This window comes from Campylobacter canadensis (assembly GCF_013177655.1).
In the GTDB taxonomy this organism is placed as follows: Bacteria; Campylobacterota; Campylobacteria; order Campylobacterales; family Campylobacteraceae; genus Campylobacter_E; species Campylobacter_E canadensis.
In genome coordinates this window covers 1641716-1668193 of record NZ_CP035946.1, presented here as the reverse complement: position 1 = coordinate 1668193, position 26478 = coordinate 1641716, and the positions used below count along the sequence as shown (strand labels likewise).

Annotated in this window: 24 protein-coding genes; 20 read left to right on the top strand and 4 right to left on the bottom strand. The window is 27.7% G+C overall.

Features of this window, described 5'->3' with window-relative positions; translation table 11 throughout:
• Window positions 1–147 precede the first annotated feature (147 nt).
• Window positions 148–1440 (bottom strand): adenylosuccinate lyase, encoded by a 1293-nt coding sequence (purB, locus tag CCANL266_RS08055; RefSeq protein WP_172233870.1) that lies wholly within the window; start codon window positions 1438–1440, stop codon window positions 148–150.
• Complete coding sequence (locus CCANL266_RS08050; protein ID WP_172233867.1) at window positions 1437–3602, bottom strand: hypothetical protein; 2166 nt, start codon at window positions 3600–3602, stop codon at window positions 1437–1439. Before CCANL266_RS08050 ends, purB begins: the two co-directional genes overlap by 4 nt.
• Window positions 3603–3747: 145 nt before the next feature.
• Here CCANL266_RS08050 and groES point away from each other — a divergent pair, with 145 nt between their 5' ends.
• Window positions 3748–4005, top strand: coding sequence for a co-chaperone GroES (gene groES / locus CCANL266_RS08045; RefSeq protein WP_172233863.1), 258 nt, complete (start codon window positions 3748–3750; stop codon window positions 4003–4005).
• A 10-nt stretch (window positions 4006–4015) separates the two neighbouring features.
• The gene (gene groL / locus CCANL266_RS08040; protein WP_172233859.1) at window positions 4016–5656 is read left to right on the top strand and encodes a chaperonin GroEL; all 1641 of its coding nucleotides are present in this window, start codon (window positions 4016–4018) and stop codon (window positions 5654–5656) included.
• Between the two features lie 29 nt (window positions 5657–5685).
• On the opposite strand, the gene CCANL266_RS08035 is transcribed toward groL, so the two are convergent.
• Both CCANL266_RS08035 and CCANL266_RS08030 read right to left on the bottom strand, forming a co-directional pair.
• Window positions 5686–7230 carry a flagellar hook-basal body complex protein gene (locus CCANL266_RS08035; RefSeq protein WP_172233856.1) on the bottom strand — a complete coding sequence of 515 codons (1545 nt, stop codon included), beginning with the start codon at window positions 7228–7230 and terminating at the stop codon, window positions 5686–5688.
• Complete coding sequence (locus tag CCANL266_RS08030; RefSeq protein ID WP_172233853.1) at window positions 7227–8072, bottom strand: flagellar hook capping FlgD N-terminal domain-containing protein; 846 nt, start codon at window positions 8070–8072, stop codon at window positions 7227–7229. Before CCANL266_RS08030 ends, CCANL266_RS08035 begins: the two co-directional genes overlap by 4 nt.
• Window positions 8073–8157: 85 nt before the next feature.
• Here CCANL266_RS08030 and topA point away from each other — a divergent pair, with 85 nt between their 5' ends.
• The 18 genes from topA (at window position 8158) to CCANL266_RS07940 (ending at window position 26475) form a co-directional block, all read left to right on the top strand.
• Window positions 8158–10356, top strand: a complete 2199-nt coding sequence (gene topA / locus CCANL266_RS08025; RefSeq protein WP_172233850.1) for a type I DNA topoisomerase — start codon at window positions 8158–8160, stop codon at window positions 10354–10356.
• A 95-nt stretch (window positions 10357–10451) separates the two neighbouring features.
• Window positions 10452–12107: an OmpP1/FadL family transporter gene (locus tag CCANL266_RS08020; protein ID WP_172233847.1), complete on the top strand. Its 1656-nt coding sequence runs from the start codon at window positions 10452–10454 to the stop codon at window positions 12105–12107.
• An 11-nt stretch (window positions 12108–12118) separates the two neighbouring features.
• Window positions 12119–13591: a long-chain-fatty-acid--CoA ligase gene (locus CCANL266_RS08015; RefSeq protein ID WP_172233844.1), complete on the top strand. Its 1473-nt coding sequence runs from the start codon at window positions 12119–12121 to the stop codon at window positions 13589–13591.
• A gap of 1 nt (window position 13592) precedes the next feature.
• Window positions 13593–15257, top strand: coding sequence for an ATP-binding protein (locus CCANL266_RS08010; protein ID WP_172233841.1), 1665 nt, complete (start codon window positions 13593–13595; stop codon window positions 15255–15257).
• Between the two features lie 9 nt (window positions 15258–15266).
• A complete protein-coding gene (gene guaB / locus CCANL266_RS08005; RefSeq protein ID WP_172233837.1) occupies window positions 15267–16718 on the top strand; it encodes an IMP dehydrogenase in 1452 nt (483 codons plus the stop codon).
• Window positions 16715–16939 (top strand): exodeoxyribonuclease VII small subunit, encoded by a 225-nt coding sequence (locus CCANL266_RS08000; protein WP_172233834.1) that lies wholly within the window; start codon window positions 16715–16717, stop codon window positions 16937–16939. Before guaB ends, CCANL266_RS08000 begins: the two co-directional genes overlap by 4 nt.
• On the top strand, window positions 16936–17706 hold the full coding sequence (locus CCANL266_RS07995; RefSeq protein ID WP_224316081.1) for a carbon-nitrogen hydrolase family protein: 771 nt from the start codon (window positions 16936–16938) through the stop codon (window positions 17704–17706). The genes CCANL266_RS08000 and CCANL266_RS07995 overlap by 4 nt, the downstream gene beginning before the upstream one ends.
• Window positions 17703–18356 carry a HesA/MoeB/ThiF family protein gene (locus CCANL266_RS07990; protein WP_172233831.1) on the top strand — a complete coding sequence of 218 codons (654 nt, stop codon included), beginning with the start codon at window positions 17703–17705 and terminating at the stop codon, window positions 18354–18356. Before CCANL266_RS07995 ends, CCANL266_RS07990 begins: the two co-directional genes overlap by 4 nt.
• Entirely contained in the window at window positions 18353–19186 is an 834-nt protein-coding gene (locus tag CCANL266_RS07985) for a DMT family transporter (RefSeq protein ID WP_172233828.1), read from the top strand. Before CCANL266_RS07990 ends, CCANL266_RS07985 begins: the two co-directional genes overlap by 4 nt.
• A 7-nt stretch (window positions 19187–19193) precedes the next feature.
• Entirely contained in the window at window positions 19194–20498 is a 1305-nt protein-coding gene (gene murC, locus CCANL266_RS07980) for a UDP-N-acetylmuramate--L-alanine ligase (RefSeq protein WP_172233825.1), read from the top strand.
• Window position 20499: 1 nt separating this feature from the next.
• Entirely contained in the window at window positions 20500–20829 is a 330-nt protein-coding gene (locus CCANL266_RS07975; protein ID WP_172233822.1) for a hypothetical protein, read from the top strand.
• A complete protein-coding gene (locus tag CCANL266_RS07970) occupies window positions 20826–21380 on the top strand; it encodes a TlpA family protein disulfide reductase (RefSeq protein ID WP_172233819.1) in 555 nt (184 codons plus the stop codon). The genes CCANL266_RS07975 and CCANL266_RS07970 overlap by 4 nt, the downstream gene beginning before the upstream one ends.
• Window positions 21377–21757, top strand: a complete 381-nt coding sequence (locus tag CCANL266_RS07965) for an META domain-containing protein (RefSeq protein ID WP_172233816.1) — start codon at window positions 21377–21379, stop codon at window positions 21755–21757. Before CCANL266_RS07970 ends, CCANL266_RS07965 begins: the two co-directional genes overlap by 4 nt.
• Window positions 21754–22554, top strand: coding sequence for a pseudouridine synthase family protein (locus CCANL266_RS07960; protein ID WP_172233813.1), 801 nt, complete (start codon window positions 21754–21756; stop codon window positions 22552–22554). Before CCANL266_RS07965 ends, CCANL266_RS07960 begins: the two co-directional genes overlap by 4 nt.
• On the top strand, window positions 22548–22778 hold the full coding sequence (gene csrA, locus CCANL266_RS07955) for a carbon storage regulator CsrA (RefSeq protein ID WP_172233810.1): 231 nt from the start codon (window positions 22548–22550) through the stop codon (window positions 22776–22778). The genes CCANL266_RS07960 and csrA overlap by 7 nt, the downstream gene beginning before the upstream one ends.
• On the top strand, window positions 22775–23611 hold the full coding sequence (locus tag CCANL266_RS07950; protein WP_172233807.1) for a GHMP family kinase ATP-binding protein: 837 nt from the start codon (window positions 22775–22777) through the stop codon (window positions 23609–23611). The genes csrA and CCANL266_RS07950 overlap by 4 nt, the downstream gene beginning before the upstream one ends.
• Window positions 23608–24459, top strand: a complete 852-nt coding sequence (locus tag CCANL266_RS07945) for a pyridoxal-phosphate dependent enzyme (RefSeq protein WP_172233805.1) — start codon at window positions 23608–23610, stop codon at window positions 24457–24459. Before CCANL266_RS07950 ends, CCANL266_RS07945 begins: the two co-directional genes overlap by 4 nt.
• Before the next feature lie 75 nt (window positions 24460–24534).
• Window positions 24535–26475: a BCCT family transporter gene (locus tag CCANL266_RS07940; RefSeq protein ID WP_172233802.1), complete on the top strand. Its 1941-nt coding sequence runs from the start codon at window positions 24535–24537 to the stop codon at window positions 26473–26475.
• The last annotated feature ends 3 nt before the right edge of the window (window positions 26476–26478 follow it).

Here is a 26478-nt window from a genome sequence, read left to right as displayed (position 1 = left end):
TTTACAATATTAACTCTTAAGGCTTAAAAAAGTGTTACAAATAGTAATTAAGATAAAAATTATCTATTTTTTTGTGTAAAAACTACACAAAGATTTTAAAAACTAAATGGAATTTAAAATATTAATTTTAAATTCCAATTTTAAATTCTAAAGTCCTAAACGCTCATAAATTTTATCTACATTTTTAAGATGATAATCACTGTTAAATACGGCTTTTATTTCATCATCGTTTAGTATCTTTTTTATCTCTTCGTTTTCGTTTATTACTTCGCTAAATTGAAGCTTTTTGCTCCATGCTTTTTTGCTTAGACTTTGTACTAAATCATAAGCATTTTCTCTTGAATAGCCTTTATTTATCAGCGTTAATAATAATTGTTGAGAATATATAAGACCATAAGAATTTTCTAAGTTTTTAAGCATTCTTTCTGGATAAATAATTAGATTTTTTACAATATTGCTAAATCTTTTTAGCATATAATCAAGCAAAATCGTTACATCAGGAAGCATAATTCTCTCAGCACTTGAGTGGCTAATATCTCTTTCATGCCATAGGTTTATATTTTCATAAGCAGTAATTAAATACCCTCTAATTACACGGCTAAGACCACAAATATTCTCACTGCCTATTGGATTTTTCTTATGTGGCATTGCAGAGCTGCCTTTTTGGTTTTCACTAAAATATTCAAGCATTTCAAAGCATTCAGTTTTTGCAAGGTGTCTAATTTCAGTTGCAAAGCGTTCCAAGGCACTTGCAATTAAAGCACACACGCTTATATAATTTGCGTGTAAATCACGTGGTAGTATTTGTGTGCTTATATTTGCTACTTTTAGCCCTAAACTTTCACAAATTAGCTCTTCAATTTCCATTGGCACATTTGCATAAGTGCCAACTGCGCCACTAATTTTACCAACTCTAATTTCTTCACAAGCATTCTTAAAACGCTCTAAATTGCGTCTAATTTCTTCATAAAAATAAGCAAACTTAAGCCCAGCAGTAGTAAGCTCAGCATGAACTCCGTGAGTTCTTCCTATTTCAATAGTATATTTATGCTCATTTGCTTTATCTTTTAAAATATCAAGCAAATTCTGCATATCTTTAAGAATAATTTCATTGGCCTTTTTAAGCTGCAAAGCTTGTGCGGTATCTACAACATCAGTGCTTGTAAGGCCATAATGAACCCATTTTTTTTCTTCGCCAAGATTTAATGACAAAGCCCTTGTAAAGGCTATTACATCGTGCTTTGTTTGCTCTTCTATTTCTTTAATTTTTGCTATATCAAACTTAGCATTTTTAAGCAAATTTTCTAAATCAATGCTAGGTACAAGACCTATTTTATTAAAGGCCTTGCAAGCTGCAAGTTCAACTTCTAGCCAAGCATTAAATTTAGCTTCTTCACTCCAAATACTACTAATTTCATCATTGCTATATCTTGCTATCATTTTGTATCCTTGATTAGTTTATTTAAAAAGCCTTTTAATTTCTTTTTATCATCGCTTGAATTTTCATCAACCTTTAATAATTTATCAGCAGCCTTTAAAATATTATTAGCAGCATTTTTTTTATCAATATTAAAGCTAATATTTTCACCTTTTTGCACCAATACGCCTTTTACAATATTATTGTTTAAATTAATGCTTAAAGGAGCATTTAGGCTTTTTTCATCAAGATTATAAAGTGCGTTACTTACTTGTATTTGAGCGTTTTTAGCATTGGCATTAGCATTTATTGTGTAAAGATTTTTATTCATATCAACATTTACATTTGCATTATCAAAAACTATTTTTGAAATATTTGTAATTTTATCTATTAAAACTATAGCTTTATGCTGTTTTAGTGAGCCTTTACCTAAATCAGCTTTTAAAAAACCTTTTGCACTTTTTAAATTATAAGTAAGATTTGCATTGGCACTAGCTTTGTAAATATCAATAAAATCTAAAGAATTTGCAAGTTCTTCAACGCTAACATTTGTTAAACTAGCATTAAAATCATCAGCCTTTAAACTAGCATTTAATTTACCACCAAAGAATTCATCACTTTTTGCATTTACTAAAAGTATTTTATTAAAACTTGCATCGCCGTTTAATTTTATTTGACCTTTCATATTTTTCTTTAATAATTCATTGTAGTTTGCAAGTTTTGTATCAAGGTTAAAATTTGAGTTTAAAATATTATTTTTAAAAGTTCCATTTGCTTGCAAATTATCAAGCATATTTGATTTTGCATCAAGACTAAAAGAAATATCGTTTGCTGAATTTAAAATTATTTTTGCATTTGCAAGTAAATTAGCATCTAAATCAAGGTCGTAATTTTTCTTAAATACTGATTTAATAGTGTTAAGATTGATATTTGATGTAATTTGTCCATTTACTTTGTAGATATCTTTTATATCAATATTTGCATTGATTTTTGAAGTAGCCATTTTTTCTAAATCTAATAAAGCAAAAGGTATTGAAAGATTGCTAATATCAGCTTTTAAAGCATTTTTATTTAGATTTGCATTGATTTTTGAATCAAGTAATGCACCGTTTATATTTGCTTTTATATCACTTGTTTTTGTGTTTATGCTTGCATCAATATTTACATTTGCAAGTTCTATATTTTTTAATTTAATTAAAGCGCTATTTATAATAGCATTTGCTTTAAGCTTTAAATCATCATTTTTTAGATTAAGATTGATATTTTTTAAGCTAATATTTTTGCCAATTGCATCTGCTAAAATATTTACAATTTTGTCTTTGTATTCTACATTTAGCTTGGTGTTTAGGTTTGAATTTAGATTTTCATTTATAAAGCTTAAATCGCTTATATTTATATTTATAATTCCTTTTGCATCTAATTTATTTAAATCAATTTCATCAAAATTTGTATCTATGTTAAGTAGTTTTGAATTTAGCGTAAAATTAGGCTTTAATTTAAAATCAGCTAGAGTGTTGTTTGAGTTGATATTTATTTCTTCAAGCTTTTTTAAATCAATACCAAAATCTTTTTTAAAACTATCTTTTGCTTTTATTTTTGCTGAAATGTTTGCTAAGATTTTTGACTTACGAATATCATTTTTGTCAAATTCATTAATATCTAAATTAATATTTGCAAAACCACTTAAATAATCTTTATTTATGATTTTTAAGATTTTTTCTAAATCAAGATTGCTTGTATTGTAATTTAATTTATAAGGATAATAATTTTTTATACTAGCTTGTAATTTTAATGGCGCATTAAAGATATTTCCGTTTGCATTTAAAGTTAAATCATTAAATTTTCCTTGCAAATTTGCATTTATATTTATTTTTTCTTTTATGTTTAACATACTTAAATCTTTACTGCTGATAATTATCATCATATCTTTAATATTTTGTGAAAACAAAGAATAATCTCCGTTTAAATCAATTTCTATTAAACCATTTAACTGTGCTTTTAATTTAATTTTTGACATAGTGAGTAAAAAATCATCAATTTGAATTTGAGTGCTTGGGTTTTTATTAATATTTTTTTGTGCATATTCTTTTATTATTGAATTTCCAAATGATGTAAATAACAACGAATATGCTGCTATTAAAAGCAAGACAACAATAGCAATTAGTGTAAATACAATTTTTTTCATATACTTCCTTTGTTAAATAATTTGATATTAAAAAGCTAAAAATATCTTAGTCTTAATCACTCAAGATACTATTTTATTAACTTTAAATTCTTATAATCTTAGCACTCATTTATTACGAGTGATAAAAACAAAGAAAGGATACAAAATGAATTTTACTCCATTAAATAAGCGTGTGTTAATAAAGCGTCTTGAAGAAACTAAAACAACTGCTTCAGGAATTATTATACCTGATAATGCTAAAGAAAAGCCACAACAAGGTGAAGTAATTGCAGTTGCAAGTGAAATACAAGATATAAAAAAGGGCGATAAGGTAGTATTTGGAAAGTACGCAGGTAGTGAAATAAAACTAGAAAATGAAAATTATTTAATTTTAAGTTATGAAGATATTTTAGGAATTTTATAAGGAGATAAAAATGGCAAAAGAAATTTTTTATTCTGATGAAGCAAGAAATAAATTATATGAAGGTGTAAAAAAATTAAGCGATGCAGTTAAGGTTACAATGGGACCAAGAGGACGCAATGTTTTAATTCAAAAAAGCTTTGGTGCTCCAACAATTACAAAAGATGGCGTTAGCGTTGCAAAAGAAGTTGAACTTAAAGATACTTTAGAAAATATGGGTGCAAGTTTAGTGCGTGAAGTTGCAAGTAAAACAGCTGATCAAGCAGGCGATGGAACAACAACTGCAACAGTTTTAGCTCACGCAATTTTTAAAGAAGGTTTAAGAAACATAACAGCAGGTGCTAATCCAATTGAAGTTAAAAGAGGTATGGATAAGGCTTGCGAAGCAATAGTTGCAGAACTTAAAGCTTTAGCAAAACCAGTAGCTGGAAATAAAAAACAAATTGCACAAGTTGCAACAATTTCTGCAAATTCTGATGAAAAAATCGGAGAATTAATTGCAAATGCAATGGAAAAAGTAGGCAAAGATGGTGTTATCACTGTTGAAGAAGCAAAATCAATTAATGATGAGTTAAGCGTTGTTGAAGGTATGCAATTTGATAGAGGTTATTTAAGCCCATATTTTATTACAAATGCTGATAAAATGATTTGTGAATTAAGCAATCCTTTGGTTTTATTATTTGATAAAAAAATCACTAATTTAAAAGATTTATTACCAGTTTTAGAAGCTGCGCAAAAAAATGCTAGACCGCTTTTAATAATTGCTGAAGATATTGAAGGCGAAGCATTAGCAACCTTAGTTGTAAATAAATTAAGAGGAATTTTAAACATTGCTGCTGTTAAAGCACCAGGTTTTGGCGATAGAAGAAAAGCAATGCTTGAAGATATCGCTATTTTAACAGGTGCGCAAGTAATTTGTGAAGAAATGGGAAGAACTCTTGAGAGTGCTAGTGCTGAAGATTTAGGAACAGCAAGCAGTATTGTAATTGATAAAGATAACACAACAATAGTTGGTGGTGCAGGTAGTAAAGAAGCAATTGATGCTAGAATTAATCAAATTAAAGCTCAAATTGCAGAAACTACAAGCGATTATGATAGAGAAAAATTACAAGAAAGATTAGCAAAATTAAGTGGTGGCGTTGCTTTAATTAAGGTTGGTGCTGCAACTGAAACTGAAATGAAAGAGAAAAAAGACAGAGTTGATGATGCACTAAGCGCAACAAAAGCTGCAGTTGAAGAAGGAATTGTAATTGGTGGAGGTGCTGCATTAATTCATGCTACAAGACGTGTTAAATTAGATTTAAGCGGAGATGAATTAATAGGAGCTGATATTGTTCGCCGTGCTATTAAAGCACCTTTAAGACAAATTGCTGATAATGCAGGATTTGATGCGGGTGTGGTTGTAAATTCGGTTGAAAATGCAAAAGAAGAAAACTTAGGATTTGATGCTGCAAGTGGTAAATATGTTGATATGTTTGAAGCAGGAATTATTGATCCTGTTAAGGTTGAAAGAGTTGCTCTTTTAAATGCAGTAAGTGTTGCTTCAATGCTACTTACAACAGAAGCTACAATAAGCGATATTAAAGAAGAAAAAGCTGAAATGCCAATGGGCGGCGGCATGGGCGGCATGGGCGGAATGCCTGGTATGATGTAATCAACTAAAAGTCCCGAAATTCGGGGCTTTTATTTTTTCATTTCAATTGCTCTTTTTAACATTGCATCAGCAGTGGTAATACTTTTAGAATTTGCATCATAAGCTTTTTGAAAAATTATAACTTGGGTAAGCTCGGTAGCTAAATCTACATTGCTTTGCTCTAAATAATTTCCTAAAAATTTAGCACTATTAAAATTATTATTATCCTTATCTGTTAAAAAAACAGGAGCTCCACTATCAGCACTAGCGCTAAAAATATTTTCCCCCATTTTTGTTAAGGCTTGTTCATTTATAAAATTATAAAGAGCCAATTTAGCAACTGCTTGAGTTTTGCCATTTGTAAAATTGGCTAAAATATTTCCTAATTCATCAACCGCATAGCTTTTTAAAACACCTGCTGCAAAACCATCTGTTGTAATTTGCCTTTCTATTTTAGAATTATCAAGGCAATTTAAACCATTAAAACCCTTTGATGGCTCATTGTTAGGATTTTCATCGCCTAAATTTAAATTAATTCCGTTAATTTGTTTTAAAGAATTAGTTTTTAAAGAACCGTTTGGGTTAAAGCTTAAATCCCCACTTGCTTGTCCTATTTGTTCGTTTTTAGAGTTAAATAAAAAAGCATTTGCTTTAAAATTTAATTCATCAATATATTCAATATTAACTTGTAATTTTTGTACACTTCCATCAGCTGCAATTACTGAAGTTTCAAATTTATTAATAGCACCTTCTTTTACTTCTTTTACTAAAGAAGCTTTTAAATTGCTAACATCAAAAGAAGTACTTTTTGAAATATTTCCATTTTCATCAGCCACAATCTCAATTCTTTGTTTGCCATCTTGGCTATCAAATTCTAAAAGAACTTTTTGATTTGGTTCAGTTTGTAAGCTAATAAGATTTTTATTTTGAATTTTTTCTACATTCACATCGCCGGTAAATTCTTCATAAACGGTTTTTTCTTTTACTTCCTTGCTAAGATTGGCTTTTATATCTACATTTGTGGTTGCTTTAGCGTTTATGAATAATGTTTTAGGTAACTTAATAGGGCTTTGATTATTTACTTGAGCAATATTTATATTAGAAATATCGCTTAAAGTGTATCCTTCACTTGTGTTTGAGCTATCTTTTCCAAACATTTCTTTTACACCATTTGGCATTGTGCTTTTTGCAAAACCTTCATTTATTGTGCCTAAAATAAAGCGACCATAATCATCTACAAGGTTAAAATCGCTATCTACACCAAAAGAACCATTTCTAGTATAGTAGGTTTGCCCATCTACATCTTTTACCCCAAAAAAACCTTTTCCGCTAATTGCAATATCTAAAGTTCTATCGCTTATTGCTAAAAAACCTTGTTTTTGAGAAAAGGCACTAGATAAAGCACTAGCAGCAAGACCAATTTGCTGTTCATTACCCATTAAAGTAGCCTTTGTTTGATAAAAAATATCTTTAAATTCAGGAACGGCAGCTTTGTAGCCAGGGGTGTTTATATTAGAAATATTATTTGCTAATAAATCCATTCCATAAGAATGAGATTTTACCCCACTAATGCCGTTGTAAAATGAACGCATCATACTAAACTCTCCTTAAATTCAGCAATATCATCAAAAGGAATATCCATATTTCCTGCGCTAAAATATGTTTTACCATCTTTAAATCTAACTCCATCAATTTTAAAATACCCGCTTGGAATTGCATATTCAGAACCATCTTTATTGCTAATATGGGCTACAAAGGTAAATTTTCCTTCAGGTCTTATGCTTCCATCAGCATATCTTGTATCCCATAAAAAGTTATTATTTCCTTCTTTTACCCCTTCAATGTAAAAGCTATCTACATAATTATTTTTATCATCATAAACTGATACAATAATGTTTTCATCTTCACTTTTATTATCTAAAACTTCTTTTGGAAAATATAAATTATAAGAAAGGTTTACATTTTTTCCATCGTGTTTGTAAGCTGCATCTTTTCTAACCCCATATTTGCCTACTGCTCCAATCATACCAATCCCAACACTATCGCTTAAAAGCTCCATTTTTGTAGCTAGTTTTTCCATGGTTTCATTTGTTTTTTGCTGGGTTTCAAGAGCTGCTAATTGTGATGTTTGAGTAAGCATTTTATCACTATCCATTGGGCTTGTTGGGTCTTGATGGGTTAATTCTTCAAGCAAGAGTTTTAAAAAAGCGTCTTTATCAAGTTGTGCTAAAGGGTTTGTTTGAGTTGAGCTTGCATCTTTGCTTGCTTTTTCAATTTTTGCTTGATTTATTTTATCTTTAGTAAATGTGCTTAAACTATCTAAATTATTATCAGTATCAGAGCTACTTATAGCTGCTGAATTTGTCCTTGCATTTGTATTTTGAGCTGAATACAAGTGCTTTGTTGTTGTATTATTATAATTTGAAATTGTTGCCATAATTTTCTCCTTAATTTTAAAAATACTTAGCAAAGTATGTTCCATATTTAAAAAAATTTGGCACAATGAAAAAAAAGGAGCAAGAATGAAAACCCTAATTATAGTAGAAAGCCCATCAAAAGCCAAAACAATTAGTAAATTCGTAGATGCAAATGTAATAGCTTCAAAAGGGCATATTAGAGATTTACCTAAAAATCGTTTAGGAATAAATATTAGCGATGGGCATTTTATTCCAGAATATGAAGTTAGCAAAGACCACGCACAAATTGTAAAAGAATTAAAAGCCTTAGCAAAAGATTCAAAGGTCTTATTAGCAACCGATGAAGATAGAGAAGGAGAAGCGATTGCTTTTCATATTGCAAGTATTTTAGGTAAAGATGTAAAAAGTTATGATAGAATAGTTTTTCACGAGATTACAAAAACAGCAATATTAAATGCTATAAAAAATCCAAGAAAGATAGATTTAAACAGCGTAAATGCACAACAAGCAAGAAGAATGCTTGATAGAATAGTAGGTTTTAAATTATCAAATTTATTATCAAGTAAGGTTGAGAGTAAATTAAGTGCAGGTAGGGTTCAAAGTGCTGCTTTAAGATTAATTGTATTAAGAGAAAGAGAAATTAAAGCTTTTAAGAGTGTAGATTATTATGAAGTAAAATGTTCTTTTAAAGATAATTTAGAAGCTCAACTTATAGAATTTAATAATGAAAAAGTAGAAAAATTAAGTTTTTTAGATGAAAAAACTATAATAAATGTTTTAGATAGTATTAAAAACGATAATTTTTTTATTAGCGAAATTAGCACTAAAAAGCAAAAGTCATCTCCAAAAGCTCCTTTTATGACTTCAACTTTACAACAAGCTGCTAGTTCAAAATTAGGCTTTTCTCCTAAAAAGACTATGATGTTAGCACAAAGTTTATACGAAGGTGTGCAAACTCATACAGGCTTTATGGGTGCAATTACATATATGAGAACTGATAGTTTAAATTTAAGCACAGAAGCAATAAATGCAGCAAGAAATCAAATAGAAAAAGATTATGGAAAAGACTATGTAGCAAGTAAGCCAAGAGTTTTTACTACTAAGGCAAAAGGCGCTCAAGAAGCACATGAGGCTATTCGTGTTACCAATGTAGAATTTACTCCAAAAATTGCAAAAGATTATTTAAAAGCTGATGAATACAAGCTTTATAAATTAATTTATGATAGATTTTTAATGACGCAAATGGCTGATGCTAGTATTGAAAATGAAAGTGTGATTGTAAAAGGTAAAAACTCAGTATTTAAAATTAGTGGAAGAAAAATGCTATTTGATGGTTATTTAAAATTAAATGATGATGTAAGCAAAGATGTAATTTTGCCAAATTTAAATAAAAATGATGCAATGTTTATTCAAAATTTAGAATCAAAACAAAGCAAAACAGAACCACCAGCAAGATTTAATGAAGCTAGTTTAATTAAAAAATTAGAAGAATTAGGCATAGGAAGACCAAGCACATACGCACCAACAACTTCTTTATTAATTGATAGAAAATATGTAAATTTAGAAAACAAACAACTAATTCCAAGTGAGCGTGGAGAAAAAATTACTGACTTTTTAGAAGAATATTTTTTAGAAATTGTAGATGCTAACTTTACTTCAAATATGGAGAATAAGCTTGATGAGATTGCAACAGATGGCAGAGATTTAAATGAGGTTTTATATGAATTTTATGAGCCTTTTATTACAAAAATCAATGATGGAAAAAATATAAAAAGTCAAAAAGAAGTAGTTGAACTTGAAGAAAAATGCCCTGAATGCTCATCTAGCTTGGTAATTAGAAGTGGTAGGTTTGGTAAATTTATTGCTTGTAGTGCTTATCCAAAATGTAAATATTCAAGAAATTTAGAAGAAAAGACAAAAGAAAATGATAGCACAAATGAACTTCCTTGCCCAAGTTGCGGTGGAGTTTTAGTGCTTAGGAAGTCAAAAAGAGGGGAATTTTATGGGTGTAAAAATTATCCAAAATGCACTCATATTCAAAATATTAATAATGATTCAAAAGCAAATCAAAATGAAAAAACACTAAGTGTTCCTTGCCCAAGTTGTGGTGGAGTTTTAGTGCAAAGATTTTCAAAAAAAGGAGCCTTTTTTGGGTGTAAAAATTATCCTACTTGTTCTTTTATAAGTAAATATGAAGTTTTGGATAAAAAATGTCCTGAATGCTCAAATACCTTAGTTTTAAAAGAGTTAAAAAAAGGTAATTTTGAATATTGCACGGAGTGTAAATTTACAAATAAGATATGAGAAGTTATTTTTTAGTAAAGAAATATTATAAAAATATTTAAAAATAATATATACAATAAAAAATTTTAAAAAAAAGTTTTTATAAGGGTTAATATATGAAAAAAATATTATTATCTTGCATAGCAAGTAGCTTTTTATTAGCGTCAAACTATCGTATAGTAAATTTAAGTTCTGATGCTATTGCTTTATCGGGGGCGAATCTAGCAAAGAGTTATGGTGCTGATGCTGCGGTAATAAATCCAGCAAATATGGCATTTTTAGGGCAGGATGCACAGCTTGATTTAAGTCTTAATTATTATCACATACACGGTTCAAAATATACTGATGAATACAGACAAGAAAGTAAAGCTCAAGGCAAAGAATATTTAAATGCAAAGGATGATAGGGGTAGTAATTTTAACTTTGGTATGCCAGAACTTTCTTTTGTTTTACCACTTAATGAAGAACATTATTTAGGCTTTGCAGCTTATACTGATTTTGATGCGGTTTATGGCTGGGAAGGAAATTACGCTCAATCATTAGTAAAAAAACTTGATATGAGAGGCGGAACACTTGCACTTTCTTATGCTTATAAGGTTACTGATGAATATAGTTTAGCTTTTAGCCTTTTTGCTAATCATACTAAATTAAAATTTTATAATACAAAAGACAATGCTTTAAATCAAGATTATCCTTTAAATCCAGGATATTCAAGCAATATTACAGGCTATACCCCACACTGGGTTTATGATGCTTCGTTTAAGGCAAATAATAATATAAAATTTGGTTTTAAAACAGCTCTTACTTATGTTCCAAATTATTTAGATAATAAATTTAGATTTAGCCTTGTGTATAAATCAGCTTATAATAATGATTTTGAAGGTGATTTAAATGTACGCATTTTAACTTGGGGTATGTTTGATTTTGTTAAAAATACTATGGCAGCAAACCCATCTTTAGTTACGAGTAAATTGCCACAAGCTTTAGTACCTATTTTACAAGCTGCGTTAGGAGTGTTTCAGCAAAATCCAGCAAGTTTTTTAAATAATTATATGACTTATAATGGAAATACAAATATTAACCTGCTTTATCCTGCTAGTTTGAATGTAGGTTTTGCTTACGAGTATGACAAACACGATTTTTTACTTAATTTAGGTTATACTTTTTGGAGTAAGTTTAATGGTATTAATTTAAACGCACAAGTGCCTGAATTATCTGCGGAAGATATGAAAAAAATTGCAACTGCTTCTCAAACTTTAGCTGCAGCTAATGCAGCTGCAAATGGTGCAGCAGCCGCTGCAAACGGAGCTGCAAACGGTGCAGCAGCTGCTGCAAGCAGAGCTGCAAGTGGTGCATCGCAAGCAATACAAGCTCTTTTAGCAGATGAAAAAATAAAAAGCTATCTTTTAGCAACTATGCTAAATCAAAACCTAGACACAAAATGGAAAGATACATTATTAATTAGTCTTGGTTATAGATATAAATACAATGATGATTTAGCTTTGATGTTTGGTTTTCAAACAGAAAATACACCAATTAGTAGAAGAGATGTAACCTTTTTATCAAAAGATAGTAGAGTGTTTATGTATTCTTTAGGTGCTGATTATAAATATAATAAAAATCTAAGTTTCCAATCAGCCTTAGCGTACCAAGCTTATGCTGATATTGGTTTAGAAAATAATGCAGTTGATGATATTTTAATCAAAGCAAAAGGTCAATTTAAAGACCAATATAATATAATATTTAATATGGGTTTAAAATATAAATTTTAGGAAGTGATAAAATGCAAAATTATTATGAGTATTTGCAACATAATGCAAAATTAAATAAAACAGCTATTTTTTATGAAAAAGAAAAAATTTCTTTTAAACAATTAAAGAATTTAGTTGATAAAATGATTAGCTTTTTAAAAGAAAATGGTGTTAAAGAAAATGATAATATTGCATTTATAATGCAAAATTCAGTTGAATTTATAATATTATATTTTGCGATTACTTCTTTAAAAGCAGTTGCTATTCCTATTAATACAATGTTAAAAGTTGAAGAATATGAACATATTGTAAAAGATAGCAATGCTAAATTATTAATTATTGATGAAGAAATAAAAGAAGCTATGAAGTTAAGAGTAGATGTAAAAACTCTAAAATTAGAAGAATTAAAAAATTACAAAAACTATGATGCAATAAAAGATTATGTTTGCAATGCTAGTTTAGAAGATAGTGTGCATATAATTTATACTTCTGGCACTACAGGGGTTGCAAAAGGTGTTGTATTAAGTTATAAAAACATTTTATCAAATATAAAAATGGCTAATTTAGATTTTAAAATAAACGATAATGATAGGTTTATTGCATATTTACCTATGTTTCACTCATTTACTTTAACTGCTTGTGTATTATTGCCTTTAATTTTAGGTAAAAGTTTAGTTGTTTGTAAAAATATTTTACCTTTTTCAAATGTTTTAAAGCAGGTTTTATTAAAAAGAGTTAGTGTTTTATTTAGTGTTCCTGTTATTTTAAATACAATTTTAAAGCACAAATTACCTTGGTATTTTTTATTTTTTCATAGATTAAGAGTGATTATTTCAGGGTCTAGCCCTTTAAGTGAAAATACCATAATTCAGTATAAAAAAATATTTAAGAACACTACTATTTTAGAAGGATATGGGCTTAGCGAGTGTGCTCCTATTGTTAGTGTAAATAGATTAAATGCACAAAAAATAAATTCTGTTGGTATTCCTTTACATTCATATAAGGTTAAAGTGGTTGATGATGAGGGTATGGAATTAGTAAGTGGAGAAATAGGCGAATTAATAGTAAATGGCGATTGCGTAATGAAAGGTTATTATAATAAGCCTGAACTTACTAAAGAAGTTATAGAAAACGGCTGGTTAAAAACAGGCGATTTAGCAAGAATTGATAATGATGGATTTATTTATATTATAGATAGAAAAAAAGATTTAATTATCTCAAAAGGTATAAATATTTATCCAAGAGAAATTGAAGATATTTTATATTTTCATCCAAAAATAGATAGTTGTGCAGTATTAGGCAAAAAAGAAAGCGATTTAGATGAAAGTATAGTTTGCTTTGTATGTTTAAAAGAAAATGAAAATATAAGCTCTGATGAGTTAAGAAAATATTTAAAACAACATTTAGCAAATTATAAAATTCCAAAGCTTTTTATCTTTAAAGATGAATTGCCAAAAAATGCTGCTGGTAAGGTATTAAAAAAAGAATTGAAAAAAGAGTTGTAAAGTGAAAAAAATTGAGAATTTTTTAGATATAAATTATAAAAGAAGTTTTTATTATAAAAAATTAGTAAAGGAATTTAAGCTTAGCAATGAAGCGATTAATATTTTAAGAGCTATGCTTAAAAAAACTATTGGTGGTATCTTTGCACAAAAATTTACAAATATTGTAAAAGATGCTTTTTTAATTGAAGATAATGCTAAAAAAATTGAATATCTACCATATTTTTTAGAATTATATGAAAGTAAATTTATTCAAGAAGCAAGTGCAAAATCTTTTAACTATAAAGATAATATTGGTTTATTTTTATTTCAATTTATAGCACTTAGCAGATTTGCACATATTTTCTTTGAACTTGCAAAAGAACTTGATGGTATAAAAATTGTAGATTCTAAAGAATTAGAACAATTTGTAAGTGAGCCTTACAGTGATATTTATAATTTTTTAAATGACTATTTTGAAATAATAAATTCTAAGCAAAAAGGTGAGTATTTAAGCACAGAAATAAAAACACATCTTTTAAAAAGTCGTTTAAAAAATTCAAATGACTTTGTAAATCCTTTTGCCCTTTTAGCAAAGGATTATAATTTAAATGATAATGAAATTATCATCATTGCAGCCTTATTGAAAGAAGAGCTAACAGGTAGAAAAAAGCCACTTCATTATGAAGAATTATTAAATACAATTAGTACAAGGCAAATTGACAAGATTAAAAACTACGAGCTTTTAAGAGAAGAAGCAAGATTGTTATCAAACGATTTAATTACTTATGAAGGCAATGAAAATTCATTTATTATTGCTGATAATGCTTTAAGATATTTTATTAAAAATAATGCTATAAATCTTAAAAATTATGTTGAAAATATGCAGTTTTTTGATTATTTAGATGTAAATGATGTTGATTTAATAGTAAGTAATGATATTTTAGAGCTTAGCACAAGTCTTAAAAAAAGAAGCAAAAAGCAAGTAGCTGCAAGGCTTAAGGAATGGGGTATTGTAAAAGATGATATTTTAAGAGCAAATATTATTTTTTATGGTCCAGCAGGAACTGGTAAAACTATGAGTGCAATGTATATTGCAAAGGTATTAAAAAAAGAAATAATCACTCTTGATTGCTCAAAGGTTTTAGGCAAATATGTAGGCGAGAGCGAAAAGAATGTTCGTGCTATTTTTGATAATTATAAAGATATAGCAAAATATACTCAAAATTACCCAATTTTACTTTTAAATGAGGCAGACCAGTTTTTAAGTACTAGAAGTGTTGCAAGTAATGGTAGTGAGCTTATGCATAATCAAATGCAAAATATTTTCTTAGAGCAGCTAGAAAGGTTTGATGGTATTGTAATTGCTACTACGAATTTCTTAGAAAGTCTTGACCCTGCATTTTCAAGAAGATTTGAGTATAAAATTAAATTTCAAAATCCAAACAAAGAAGAAAGAGAAAAGATTTGGAAATTACACCTTCCAAAAAATGCTGAATTTGAAAGCTCTTTTGCAATTAATGAGCTTTTAGACTATGAACTTAGTGGCGCTCAAATTAAAATGATTGTTAAAAATACAGCAATTAAAACGGCGCAAAGTGATGGAATTTTTAGAATTGATGATTTTAAAGATAGTATTAAAAAAGAATTGCAAAACGATTTTGCTAAAGAAATTAAGATGGGATTTTAAGGAGAATAAATGAATATAATTAAAAAAGCTTTAACCTTTGAAGATGTATTATTAGTACCACAATACTCAAGCGTTTTACCAAAAGAAGTTGATATTTCTACAAGACTTAGCAAAAATATAAAATTAAATATACCTATTATATCAGCAGCTATGGATACTGTTACTGAATATCGTGCAGCTATTGTTATGGCAAGGCTTGGCGGTATTGGTATAATACATAAAAATATGGATATTAATTCTCAAGTAAGACAAATTCAAAGGGTAAAAAAAAGCGAGAGTGGGGTAATTTATGACCCAATTTTTGTAAAAAGTGGTTCAAAAATCCAAGATGCTTTAAATATTATGAATGAATATAGAATTTCAGGAGTGCCTGTTGTAGATAATGAAAATAAGCTTTTAGGAATTCTTACAAATCGTGATTTAAGATTTGAAAATGATTATTCTTTAAGTGTTGATGAGGTAATGACAAAAATGCCTTTAATAACAGCTTGTAAAGGTTGCACACTTGATGAAGCAGAAAAAATCTTTAATAAAAATAAGGTAGAAAAACTACCTTTAGTAGATGAAAATAATGTTTTATGTGGATTGATTACAATTAAAGATTTAAAAAAGAGAAAAGAATACCCTTTTGCTAATAAAGATAGCTTAGGAAGATTAGTTGTAGGAGCTGCAATTGGTGTGAATCAACTTGATAGAGCAAGAGCTTTAGTACAAGCTGGAGCTGATGTGCTTGTAATGGATAGTGCACACGGACATTCAAAAGGAATAATTGATACATTAAAAGCAATTAAGCAAGAATTAAGTGTAGATGTAATTGTAGGTAATGTAGCTACTGCTAGTGCAGTTATTGATTTAGCTAAGGCAGGAGCAGATGCAATCAAGGTTGGTATTGGACCAGGAAGTATTTGCACCACAAGGATTATTAGCGGAGTTGGCGTACCACAAATTAGCGCTATTGATGAATGTGCGATTGCAGCAAAAGAATTTGATGTTCCTATTATTGCCGATGGTGGAATTAAGTATTCTGGTGATATTGCAAAGGCTTTAGCAGTTGGTGCAAGTAGTGTTATGATTGGCTCACTTTTAGCAGGAACTGATGAAAGTCCAGGAGAATTATTTACATATCAAGGAAGACAGTATAAAACATATCGTGGAATGGGTAGCTTAGGGGCTATGCAAAAAGGTAGCTCTGATAGATATTTTCAAGAAGGAACAGCACAAGAAAAATTAGTACCAGAAGGAATTGAAGGTAGAGTTCCACATACAGGAAGTATGAAAAATGTGATTTTTCAGCTTTTAGGTGGCTTAAGAAGTTCAATGGGCTATAATGGTGCAAAAAATATTAAAGATTTTCAAGATAAAGCTCAATTTGTAGAAATTACTGCAGCTGGATTAAAAGAAAGCCATGTGCATGATGTAAGCATTACAGCTGAAGCTCCAAATTATAAGGTAAATCAATGAAAGATTTATCTTATGAAGAGCTTTGCAGTCTTTTAGATGAAAAAATGAAAATTGTTGAAAACCCTAAAACTCCTTTATTTGATTTAGTTCAAGCTTATAAAGAAAGTTTAGAATTAATAAACAGTGCAAAAACAAAGCTAGAATTTGCAAAAGAACAAATTATGAGCATAGAAAAAGATAGTATAGATAATAATCAAAATAAAGAAAGATTACCATTTTGAAGATAGCAGCTTTACAATTACAAACACAGAATTTATCAAATTCTAGACTAGATTATTACCTTAGAATATGTGAGCAAAAGGGTGTAAAATTAGTTGCATTGAGTGAATATGTAATTAATCCTTTTTTTTCTGAATTAAAAAAAATGAGCAAGGAAGAAATTAAAATTCAAAGCGATACAAAATTACAGTTTTTAAAACAGTTTAGCGATAAAAGAGATATTTGCATAATAGCACCATACATAAAATTTATAAAGGATAAAATTTATAAATCTTGCGCAGTGATTTATAAAAATAAAATAAAAAGCTACAATCAGCAAATATTAATACCTTATAAGCATTGGAATGAAGCAAATTTTTTTGCAAATATTAAAAAAGATTTAAAACCTATGTGTTTTAATTTAAATGGTTTTAAAATTGCTTTAATGTTTGGATACGAAATACATTTTGATGAATTTTTTAAAAACTATAATGCTGATTTGCTTGTTTTGCCTTGCTCAAATACTTATGAAAGCAATAATCGCTGGTTAGAACTTGTTAAAATGCGTGCTTTTTTAAATCATAGCTCTATTTTAAGAATCAATCAAATTGGTAAGGTAAATGTTGATTTTATTGAATGGGAATTTTATGGCAAATCTTGTTTTGTATCTTCTTATGGGCAAGTAGAACAAGAATTATCAAATGAAGAAGAAATTTTATTATGCGAGTTAGAAAAAAGAAACAAAGCAGCAGATTTATGGCAATTTGCAAAACTAAGGAATAAAAAATGAATTTTTATGAAAGACAGGATTTATTATTAGATAAAAATAAAGATAATTGTGTAGGAAAAAAAGTTGCAATTATTGGTGCTGGTGGGCTTGGAAGCGTATTTGCTTATGCACTTGCTTCAATTAAAATTGATGAGCTTTATATAATTGATTTTGATAATGTTACAATTAGCAATATTCAAAGACAAATTATGTTTAATTTTGATGATGAAAATTTGCCAAAATCAGTAATTTTTAAAAAGTTAGAAAATAGGTCTTATGCAAAAATAAGTCCTTTTATTATGAGTGCTGCAGAGTTTTTCTTTCAAGCAGAAAAAAATGAATGGCAAATAGATTTAATTATTGATGCTACTGATAATTTAAGTGTTAGAAAAGAAATACAAAATTATTCACAAAGTTTTAATATCCCTTGGCTTTACACAGGAGTACAGGATTTTTATGCTTCTTGCGCTTTAATAACTGGTGCAAAACTACACTTAGTAGGCGATGTAAAAGGCTTAAAGGCACAATGTCCGCCTATGGTAATGTTTGCTGCTTCTTATGCTAGCGTACTTGCTTTTAGATATCTTATGAATTTAGAAGTAAAAACAAATCATTTATATTATTTTGATTTATCAAAAGAGCAAGTTAGTTTTAATAATTTTACTTTATGAAAATAAAAGCTACTCTTTTATTAGCCTTTGCTGCTATTGTTTGGGGAGCTTCTTTTTTACCTTCTAAACTTATTTTAGAAGTTTGTGGCGTATATGAATATTTGTTTTATAGATTCATAATTTCTAGTTTTTTATTTTTTATAATAGTTTTTAAAGATATAAAAAATAATTACAAAAATAGTTATTTAGGCGGTAGTTTAAGCGGAATTTGTATGGCTGTTGCTTTTATTTTGCAAACTCTTTCATTAAAATATATTCAAAGCTCATCAGTTGCTTTTTTAACAGGCTTAAATGTAATAATGGTGCCTTTTTTATCATTAATTTTATTTAAAAAAATTCCAAGTTTAAAAACTATTTTTTTATGTTTTTTAGCTTGTTTTGGACTTTATTTGTTTCAAAATGCAAATATAAATAGTTTTTATATAGGTGAATTTTTAAGCCTTGCTTGTGCTTTATTTTTTGCTTTATTAATCGTGCTTGTGGAAAAATTTTTAAAAGATAATGATTTAAATTCCTTTGTATTTTTTCAATTTTTTGCTTGTGCTGTTGTTTGCTTTTTTGCAGCCTTATTTTTAGATAAAATAAGTTTAGCTCCACTAAAAGATATGCAATCGTTAATTTATATAATAATTAGTGCTATGATTTTAACTATTTTTTGTTTTTTTGCACAAAATTATGCACAAAAATTTTTACAAGCTCAAGTTGTAGCTATTTTATTGTTATTAGAGCCAATTAGTGCTGGAATTATAGGATATTATTTTGGTGAAGATTTTACAAAATTGCAAATTGTTGGTATTGTCTTAATACTATTAGCTTTAGCTTTTTGTTAGGAGATTTATGAAAAAGATTTTTTTTATTGGAATTGGTGGAATAGGACTTAGTGCTTTAGCTAGATTTTTAAATGAGCAAGGATATATTGTTTATGGAAGTGATGTTTATGAAAGTGAGTTGGTAAAAGAATTAAGAGCCGAAGGAATAGCAGTTTTTATAGGTCATAGTGCATCAAATCTTAGCGATGATACTGATTTACTTATTTATTCAGCAGTTATTGATGAAAACAACCCTGAAAGAGTTAAGGCAAAAGAATTAAATATTAAATGCCTTTCAAGAAAACAAGCCTTACCGCTAATCTTAGATAAAAAACAAATCTTTGCAGTAGCAGGCGCTCACGGTAAAAGTACTACTAGTGCAATACTTGCAAGTATTTTACAAAGCTCTTTTATAATAGGTGCGGTTGATAAAAGAAGTGGAAAAAATATGCTTTATCGTAAAAATGAAAATATAGTTTTTGAAGCAGATGAAAGCGATAGTTCTTTTTTAAATTTAAGACCAAGATTAAGCATTGTAACTAATGCAGAACCAGAGCATTTAGAACATTATGAACATAATTTAGATAAATTTTATACAGCATATTTAGATTTTATAAATCAAAGTAATGTGGTTGTTTTAAATGCAGAAGATGAATTTTTAGCTACTATTAATAATCCAAAACATATAAAATTATATCCTAGCAAAGATATAAAAAATCTAAAATTACAAGTAAAAAACTATCTACCATACATAAGTTTTGATTTAAAAGATTATGGAACTTTTAGCGTTTTAGGACATAGTAAATGTATTGCTGTTGATGCAGCTTTAGCTATTTTAAGCGCTAGAAATATAGGTCTTAGTTTAAGCGAAATAAAGCAAAATTTAATGAATTTTTGCGGTATAAAAAAGCGTTTTGATATTTTAGTTGCAAATGAAAAAAATATAATTATTGATGATTACGCTCATCATCCAACCGAAGTAAATGAAACAAAACAAGGCGTATTTGCTTATGCAAAAGAATTAAATATTAATGAATGTGTGGCAATTTGGCAACCGCATAAATATACAAGATTGATTGATAATTTAGAAGAATTTAAAACTTGCTTTAATGGTTTTAATAAACTTTATATTTTACCTGTTTATAGTGCTAGTCAAAAAGAGCAAAGTATAAATCTTAAAGAACATTTTAAAAATGCTATTTTTATTGATGATATAAAAAGAAAAGATGATTATTTAATCGCCTTTAAAGATAAGGAAGAAATTATTTTAGATAATGCTTTATATATTGGTTTTAACGCAGGTGATTTAACATATAAATTAAGGGGGAAGTGATATGTTAAGATTTTTTATATTTTTAATTTTATTTTTTATTTTAATTGCAATTTGTATTTATTACAAAGAAAAAATGAATCAAAAATTATATATTTTTATTTTAAGCTTAATTATAGTATCTTTTGTAATTGCCTTTATTTATTCAAGCATTGATAATTCTTATGCGGTAAATAGAAAAGATTTAATACAAAGTTTTAGAAACGGCGAGAATTTAATATGTGATAAGGTAGTTGTTAGTAATAAAGATTTTAAATTTGATAATGGAACTTCTGTTTTTATCAATCCACAACATAAAATAGATATAAAAAATTGTAAAAAGGAGAAAGAATGAAATTTATAAAAATATTATTTTTCTTAGTGTTTTTATGTGCTTGTAGTAATAATGAAAGCAGTGAAAATACAATAAAAGTAGGCGATAAAATTACATTAAAAAGTTGGGATAAGCAAGAAATAACTTTACAAAGAACTCAAAATGGTTTTAAGTTATTAAATAGCGATAAGATTTTATTAATAGATATTTTTGGTACTTTTTGCCCACCTTGCAAGGCTGAAGCTCCAGCACTTTTTGAATTACAACAAGCAAAAAAGGATTCTTTAATAATCTTAGGTTTATCTTACGCAGAAAGCGTAAGTGATGAAAAATTAAAAGAATTTACACAAAATTATAATGCTTATTATTTTTTAACAAACGATAAAAGAGCTGATGATATTGTAGAGTTAATAGCAAATGATATAAAATATACAACCCAAATTCAACTACCATTTAAAGTAATGATTAAAGATGGAAAATATGAAAAATTTAATGAATCTTATTTTATTTTAGGTAAGGCTGATGAGGGCTTATTGCGTTCTAGCATTAATAAAATTGAGGAGAAAAAATGAAAAAAATATTATTATTTACATTATGTGCATTAATTTTTACTGCTTGTACTAAAGAAAAGGCATTAAATCTTTTAAAACCAGAAAACAAAGAGTATAAAATTGCTCAGATAATTAACAAAACAACAAATGAAGTTTATAACGCTGGTTCTAATTGGGGCTTTAGCGTTGATAATAATAGATTTGGTCTTTATGTTGGTTGTAATAGAATTTTTGGTGAGCTTTTAGATGGTTTTTCTTTTGATAAGGTTGCAAGTACAAAAATGCTTTGCGATGCTGCTAGTATGAAGGTTGAAGACTTTGTATTGAGTAATTTAAAAGATTTAAAATTTGGTGGTTCTTTTTTAGAAAATAATGCAATGAAAATACTTTTTAAATGATATTTTTGGCAAATAAAACAATTAATATAAGCTCAAATAATTTTGTGTGCAAACTATCAAAGCAATTGCACACAAAATTAGGTTATTCAGGTACGCTTGACCCTTTTGCAAGCGGAGCTTTGCTTTGTGCTTGTAAAAAACATACAAAATTATTTCGTTTTTTAGCACTTGATACAAAAAAATATCAAGCTTGTATTTGGTTTGGTGCAAGTAGCCCTAGCTTAGATAATGAAAATATAAGCTTAAGCGATGAAAGAAGACCTAGTTTAGATGAGATAAATAATGCTTTTTTGACTTTGCAAGGACAAATAAACTATATTCCACCAATTTTTAGTGCAAAAAAGATAAATGGAATTAGAGCATATAAACTTGCAAGAGAAAATAAAGAAGTAAAATTCAAAGAAAGCACTATGTTTGTAAAAGCAAAAATTCTTAATTATAATTATCCATTTTTAAGCTTTGAACTTGAGTGTAGTAAAGGAGCTTATGTACGTTCTTATGCACAAAAAATATGTGAATTTTTAAATATAAAAGGAACTTTAAGTGCTTTAAGAAGGCTAAGCGAAGGTGCTTTTAGTGAATTTAAAGAATATGATGCTTATTTAAGTGTTGCTTTAAAAGAATGTTTTTATAGTAAAGATAAAAGCGATATTTTGCTTGGAAAAAAACTTGATTTAAACGATTTTAATGTAAGAGAAGATGGGTTTTATAAAATTGATTTAGGAGATTATTTTGCTATTTTAAAAGTGCAAAATAATAGTATTTTTTATGAATTAAATAGGATAGAAAAATGTTAATTATTAGTAGAAAAATAGATAGCTCTTTGATTATTGATGGCGGAATCGAAATTAAGATTTTAGATATTAAAGGCGATAATGTAAAGCTTGGAATAAACGCTCCAAAGCAAACTTTAGTTTTAAGAGAAGAATTAATAAATTGTGTAAGAGATGAAAATATTCACGCAAATAATGATGCTGATTTATCATCTTTAAAAGATATTTTGAAAAATTATAAAAAATGACAATAGATAAATGTTATGCAAAAATTAATGTGCTTTTAAAAATTACAGGTAAAAGCAATGATTATCATGAGATTTTATCAAGATTTGTAAAGATTGATAATTTATATGATGATTTTATAATTATTGAAAAAAAACAAGCAAAATTCTTAGAGCATAAATCTTGCAAAAATTTAGATATTTCTCAACTTTTTAGTCTAAAAACAGCAGAAAATACTATTTTTAAAGAAGATTGCATTTTAGACTATTTTATAAAAATTGATGATAATATAATTTCTAATTTTTATTCAAATAATCATATTTTTTATAAGGTTTTTAATAATTTTAATCCTAAATTTATTAAAGAATTTTTAGATAAATACGCAATAGTTTTATATAAGCGTATACCAACCTTTGCAGGGCTTGCTTCAGCTAGTTCTAATGCTGCAACCTTAATTAAACATTTGTGCTTATTAAGTAATGAAGACAAAGACAAAATTGCTGCAAAAAGCGGCGCTGATGTTAGTTTTTTTATAAACGAGTTTGCTAGTGCTAATGTTTATGGTTATGGGCAAATTATTAAAGAATTTAAAGAAGAAAAGTTAGATGTTAATTTGCATTTTAGCACTCCTTGTAGTACAAAAGAAGTTTTTAATCACTTTGCAAAAAATCCAATTTATTATAAAAATACTGATGATTTAGATTTAAAAACTAGCAAAGAATTGCTTTTAAATGATAATTATTTTTTAAACGATTTATTATTTTCTTGCACACAACTTTACCCAAAAGCTAAAGAATTTGCTGAAAAAAAATATTTTTTAAGTGGAAGCGGGGGGATGTTTTTTAGTATAAAATGATTAGCACTTTTTCTTATTTTGATAAAAATTTTTATGTTTTAAGAGATGATTTATTAGGTGAAATTAATGGAAATAAAGCTAGAAAACTTTATTTTTTAGAGCAAGTTAAATTACCTTATAAAGAATTAATAAGCTATGGCAGCACCCAATCAAACGCACTTTTAGCAATGTCAATTTATGCAAAAAAGCACTCTTTGAAGTTGCACTTTTTTTGTAAAAGAAGGTGTGAAATTGATGGGAATTTAGCTCTTGCTTTAGAAAACAAGGCAAATATTTATTATACAGATGATAAAAATCCAAAACAAGTTGCCTTTGATTTTTTTAAAAACAACAAGGATAGTTTTTTCATAAATGAAGGTGTTTGTGATGATTTTGCAAGATTTGGTTTTAAAAAATTAGCTGATGAGATTTATGATTTTTACTTAAACAATAATATTGATTTTGATGTATTTTTGCCAAGTGGCACTGGTATTAGCGCTATTTATTTAGAAAAATATTTGCATAAATTAAATCCTAAAATTAGAGTTTTTACAACTGCTTGTGTGGCAAATGAACTTTATTTGCAAAAGCAAAAAGAAATTTTTAATAAAAATTCCGCCTTAAATATTTTAAAAACTCAAAAAAAATATCATTTTGCAAAACTTTATAAAGAGCTTTTTTTACTAATAAATGATATTAATTTGCACAGTAAGATTGAGTTTGAATATTTATATGATTCTGTTGGTTTTTTAGCGATTTTGCAAAACTCATCTTTATTAAAAAAAGATATTTTTTATATTCATCAAGGCGGCAACATAGGAAATATTACAATGCGTAAAAGATATTTGAAAAATTTTCATTTGCTTTAAATAGGCTTAAAGTATGTTAAATTTTATTTGTTTTTTTATGTTATTTAATTAAAAAAGATTAAAAAAAGGATAAAAATGATTAAAACAAGTTTTAAAAAATCAGTTTTTTTGCCTAGTATTAGCGTAATAATAATTTTAAGTCTTTGTTGTATTTTTATGCCACAAGTTACAAATAGTTTTATTACATCTATAAAAAACAATATTTTTAAAAATTTTTCTTGGTTTTATATTTTAAGTGTTAGTTTTTTTGTATGTTTTATGCTTATTTTAGCCTTTTCTAAATTTGGTGATATTAAATTAGGCGATGATGATTGCAAGCCTAGCTTTTCTTTTTCTTCTTGGCTTGCTATGCTTTTTGCTACTGGAATGGGCGTTGGACTTATGTATTTTGGTGTTGCAGAGCCAATAATTCACAAAAAAACTTTAAATATGAGCGATAATGATGCGATGTTGCACACTATTTTTCACTGGGGAATTCATCCTTGGGCTATTTATGGAGTGTGTGCTTTGGCTATGGCTTATTTTGGTTTTAGATATAAAATGCCACTTTCATTAAGGAGTGCTTTTTATCCTTTTTTAAAAGATAAGATTTATGGTTTTTGGGGAAATTTGGTTGATATTTTAGCTTTAATTGTAACAGTGTTTGGAATTAGCACAACCTTAGGTTATAGTGCTTCACAGCTTAATGCAGGTTTAATTAATTTAAATATTTTACACTCTCAAAGCTTTTTAGAGCAAAGTGTGATTATTTTTATAATTATTTCTTTAGCTACGCTTTCAGCTATCAGCGGACTTACAAAAGGGCTTAAAATCCTAAGTGAAATTAATTTAGTTTTAGCGATTTTGCTTATGCTTTTTGTTTTGTTTATAGGCGATACTACAGCACTTTTAGCTAAATTTAGCTCAAATATAGGTAATTATTTGCAAAATATAATCTTACTTTCTTTTAAAACTTATGCTTATGAAAAAGAGTATTTATCTTGGTTTAATAATTGGACCATATTTTATTGGGCTTGGTGGCTTAGCTGGGCTCCGTTTGTAGGATTTTTTATAGCAAAAATTTCAAAAGGAAGAAGCCTTAGAGAATTTATTTTTGGTGTTTTGGTTGTGCCTACTAGCTTTAATATTTTGTGGTTTAGTATATTTGGAAATAGTGCTTTAACTTTTAATGATATTTTAAGTGCTTATAGCTCTTCTCCTGAAAATTTATTATTTCATTTTTTAGAAAATTTTCCTTTTGCTTATTTTAGTTGTATTTTAGCTATGGTGGTTTTAACATTGTTTTTTATTACTTCAGCAGATAGTGGTATTTTTGTGCTAAATTCTTTAAGTAGTGCTGGAAGTGAAAAATCATACAAATGGCAAAGTCTTTTATGGGGATTTATTTTGTGCGTGTTAGCTGCTAGTTTGCTTTATTCAGGTGGCTTAGATGCTATTTTAAATATTACTATGATTGTTGCTTTACCTTATGCTTTAATGATGATTATTATGTGCTTTTCTTTATTAAAAGGTTTGCTTGTTGATATAAATTATTCTTATAAAAAACTAACTCAAGCTACTGTGTATTTTTCAGGTGAATTTTGGCAAGAGCGTTTAGCGCAAATTCTAAAGCAAAGTAAAGAAAACGATGTAAAAAAATTCTTACACACAAGGGTTAAAAACGCTATGCTGAAACTAAAAAATAGACTTGATATATATGGTTTAAGCACACAAATTATTAGCAGCGATGAAGAAATAAAATTAGTAATTAAAAAAGAGCTTACAAAGGACTTTGTTTATGGGGTTTGCGTAGTTAAAAAACACGCTAGTAAAAGCATTGTTGATGATAAATTATTGCCTACTTTTTCTAAGGAATTTATTTACGAGCCGCAAACTTTTTTTATTGATTCAAGAAATGGTTATAATATTGAATACTTAAACGAGCAAGAAATTATAGTAGATATTTTAAAGCAATATGAAAGATATTTACAGTTATTATTTGATGATAAAAATGAAATTTTTACTAAGGATTATTAAAAT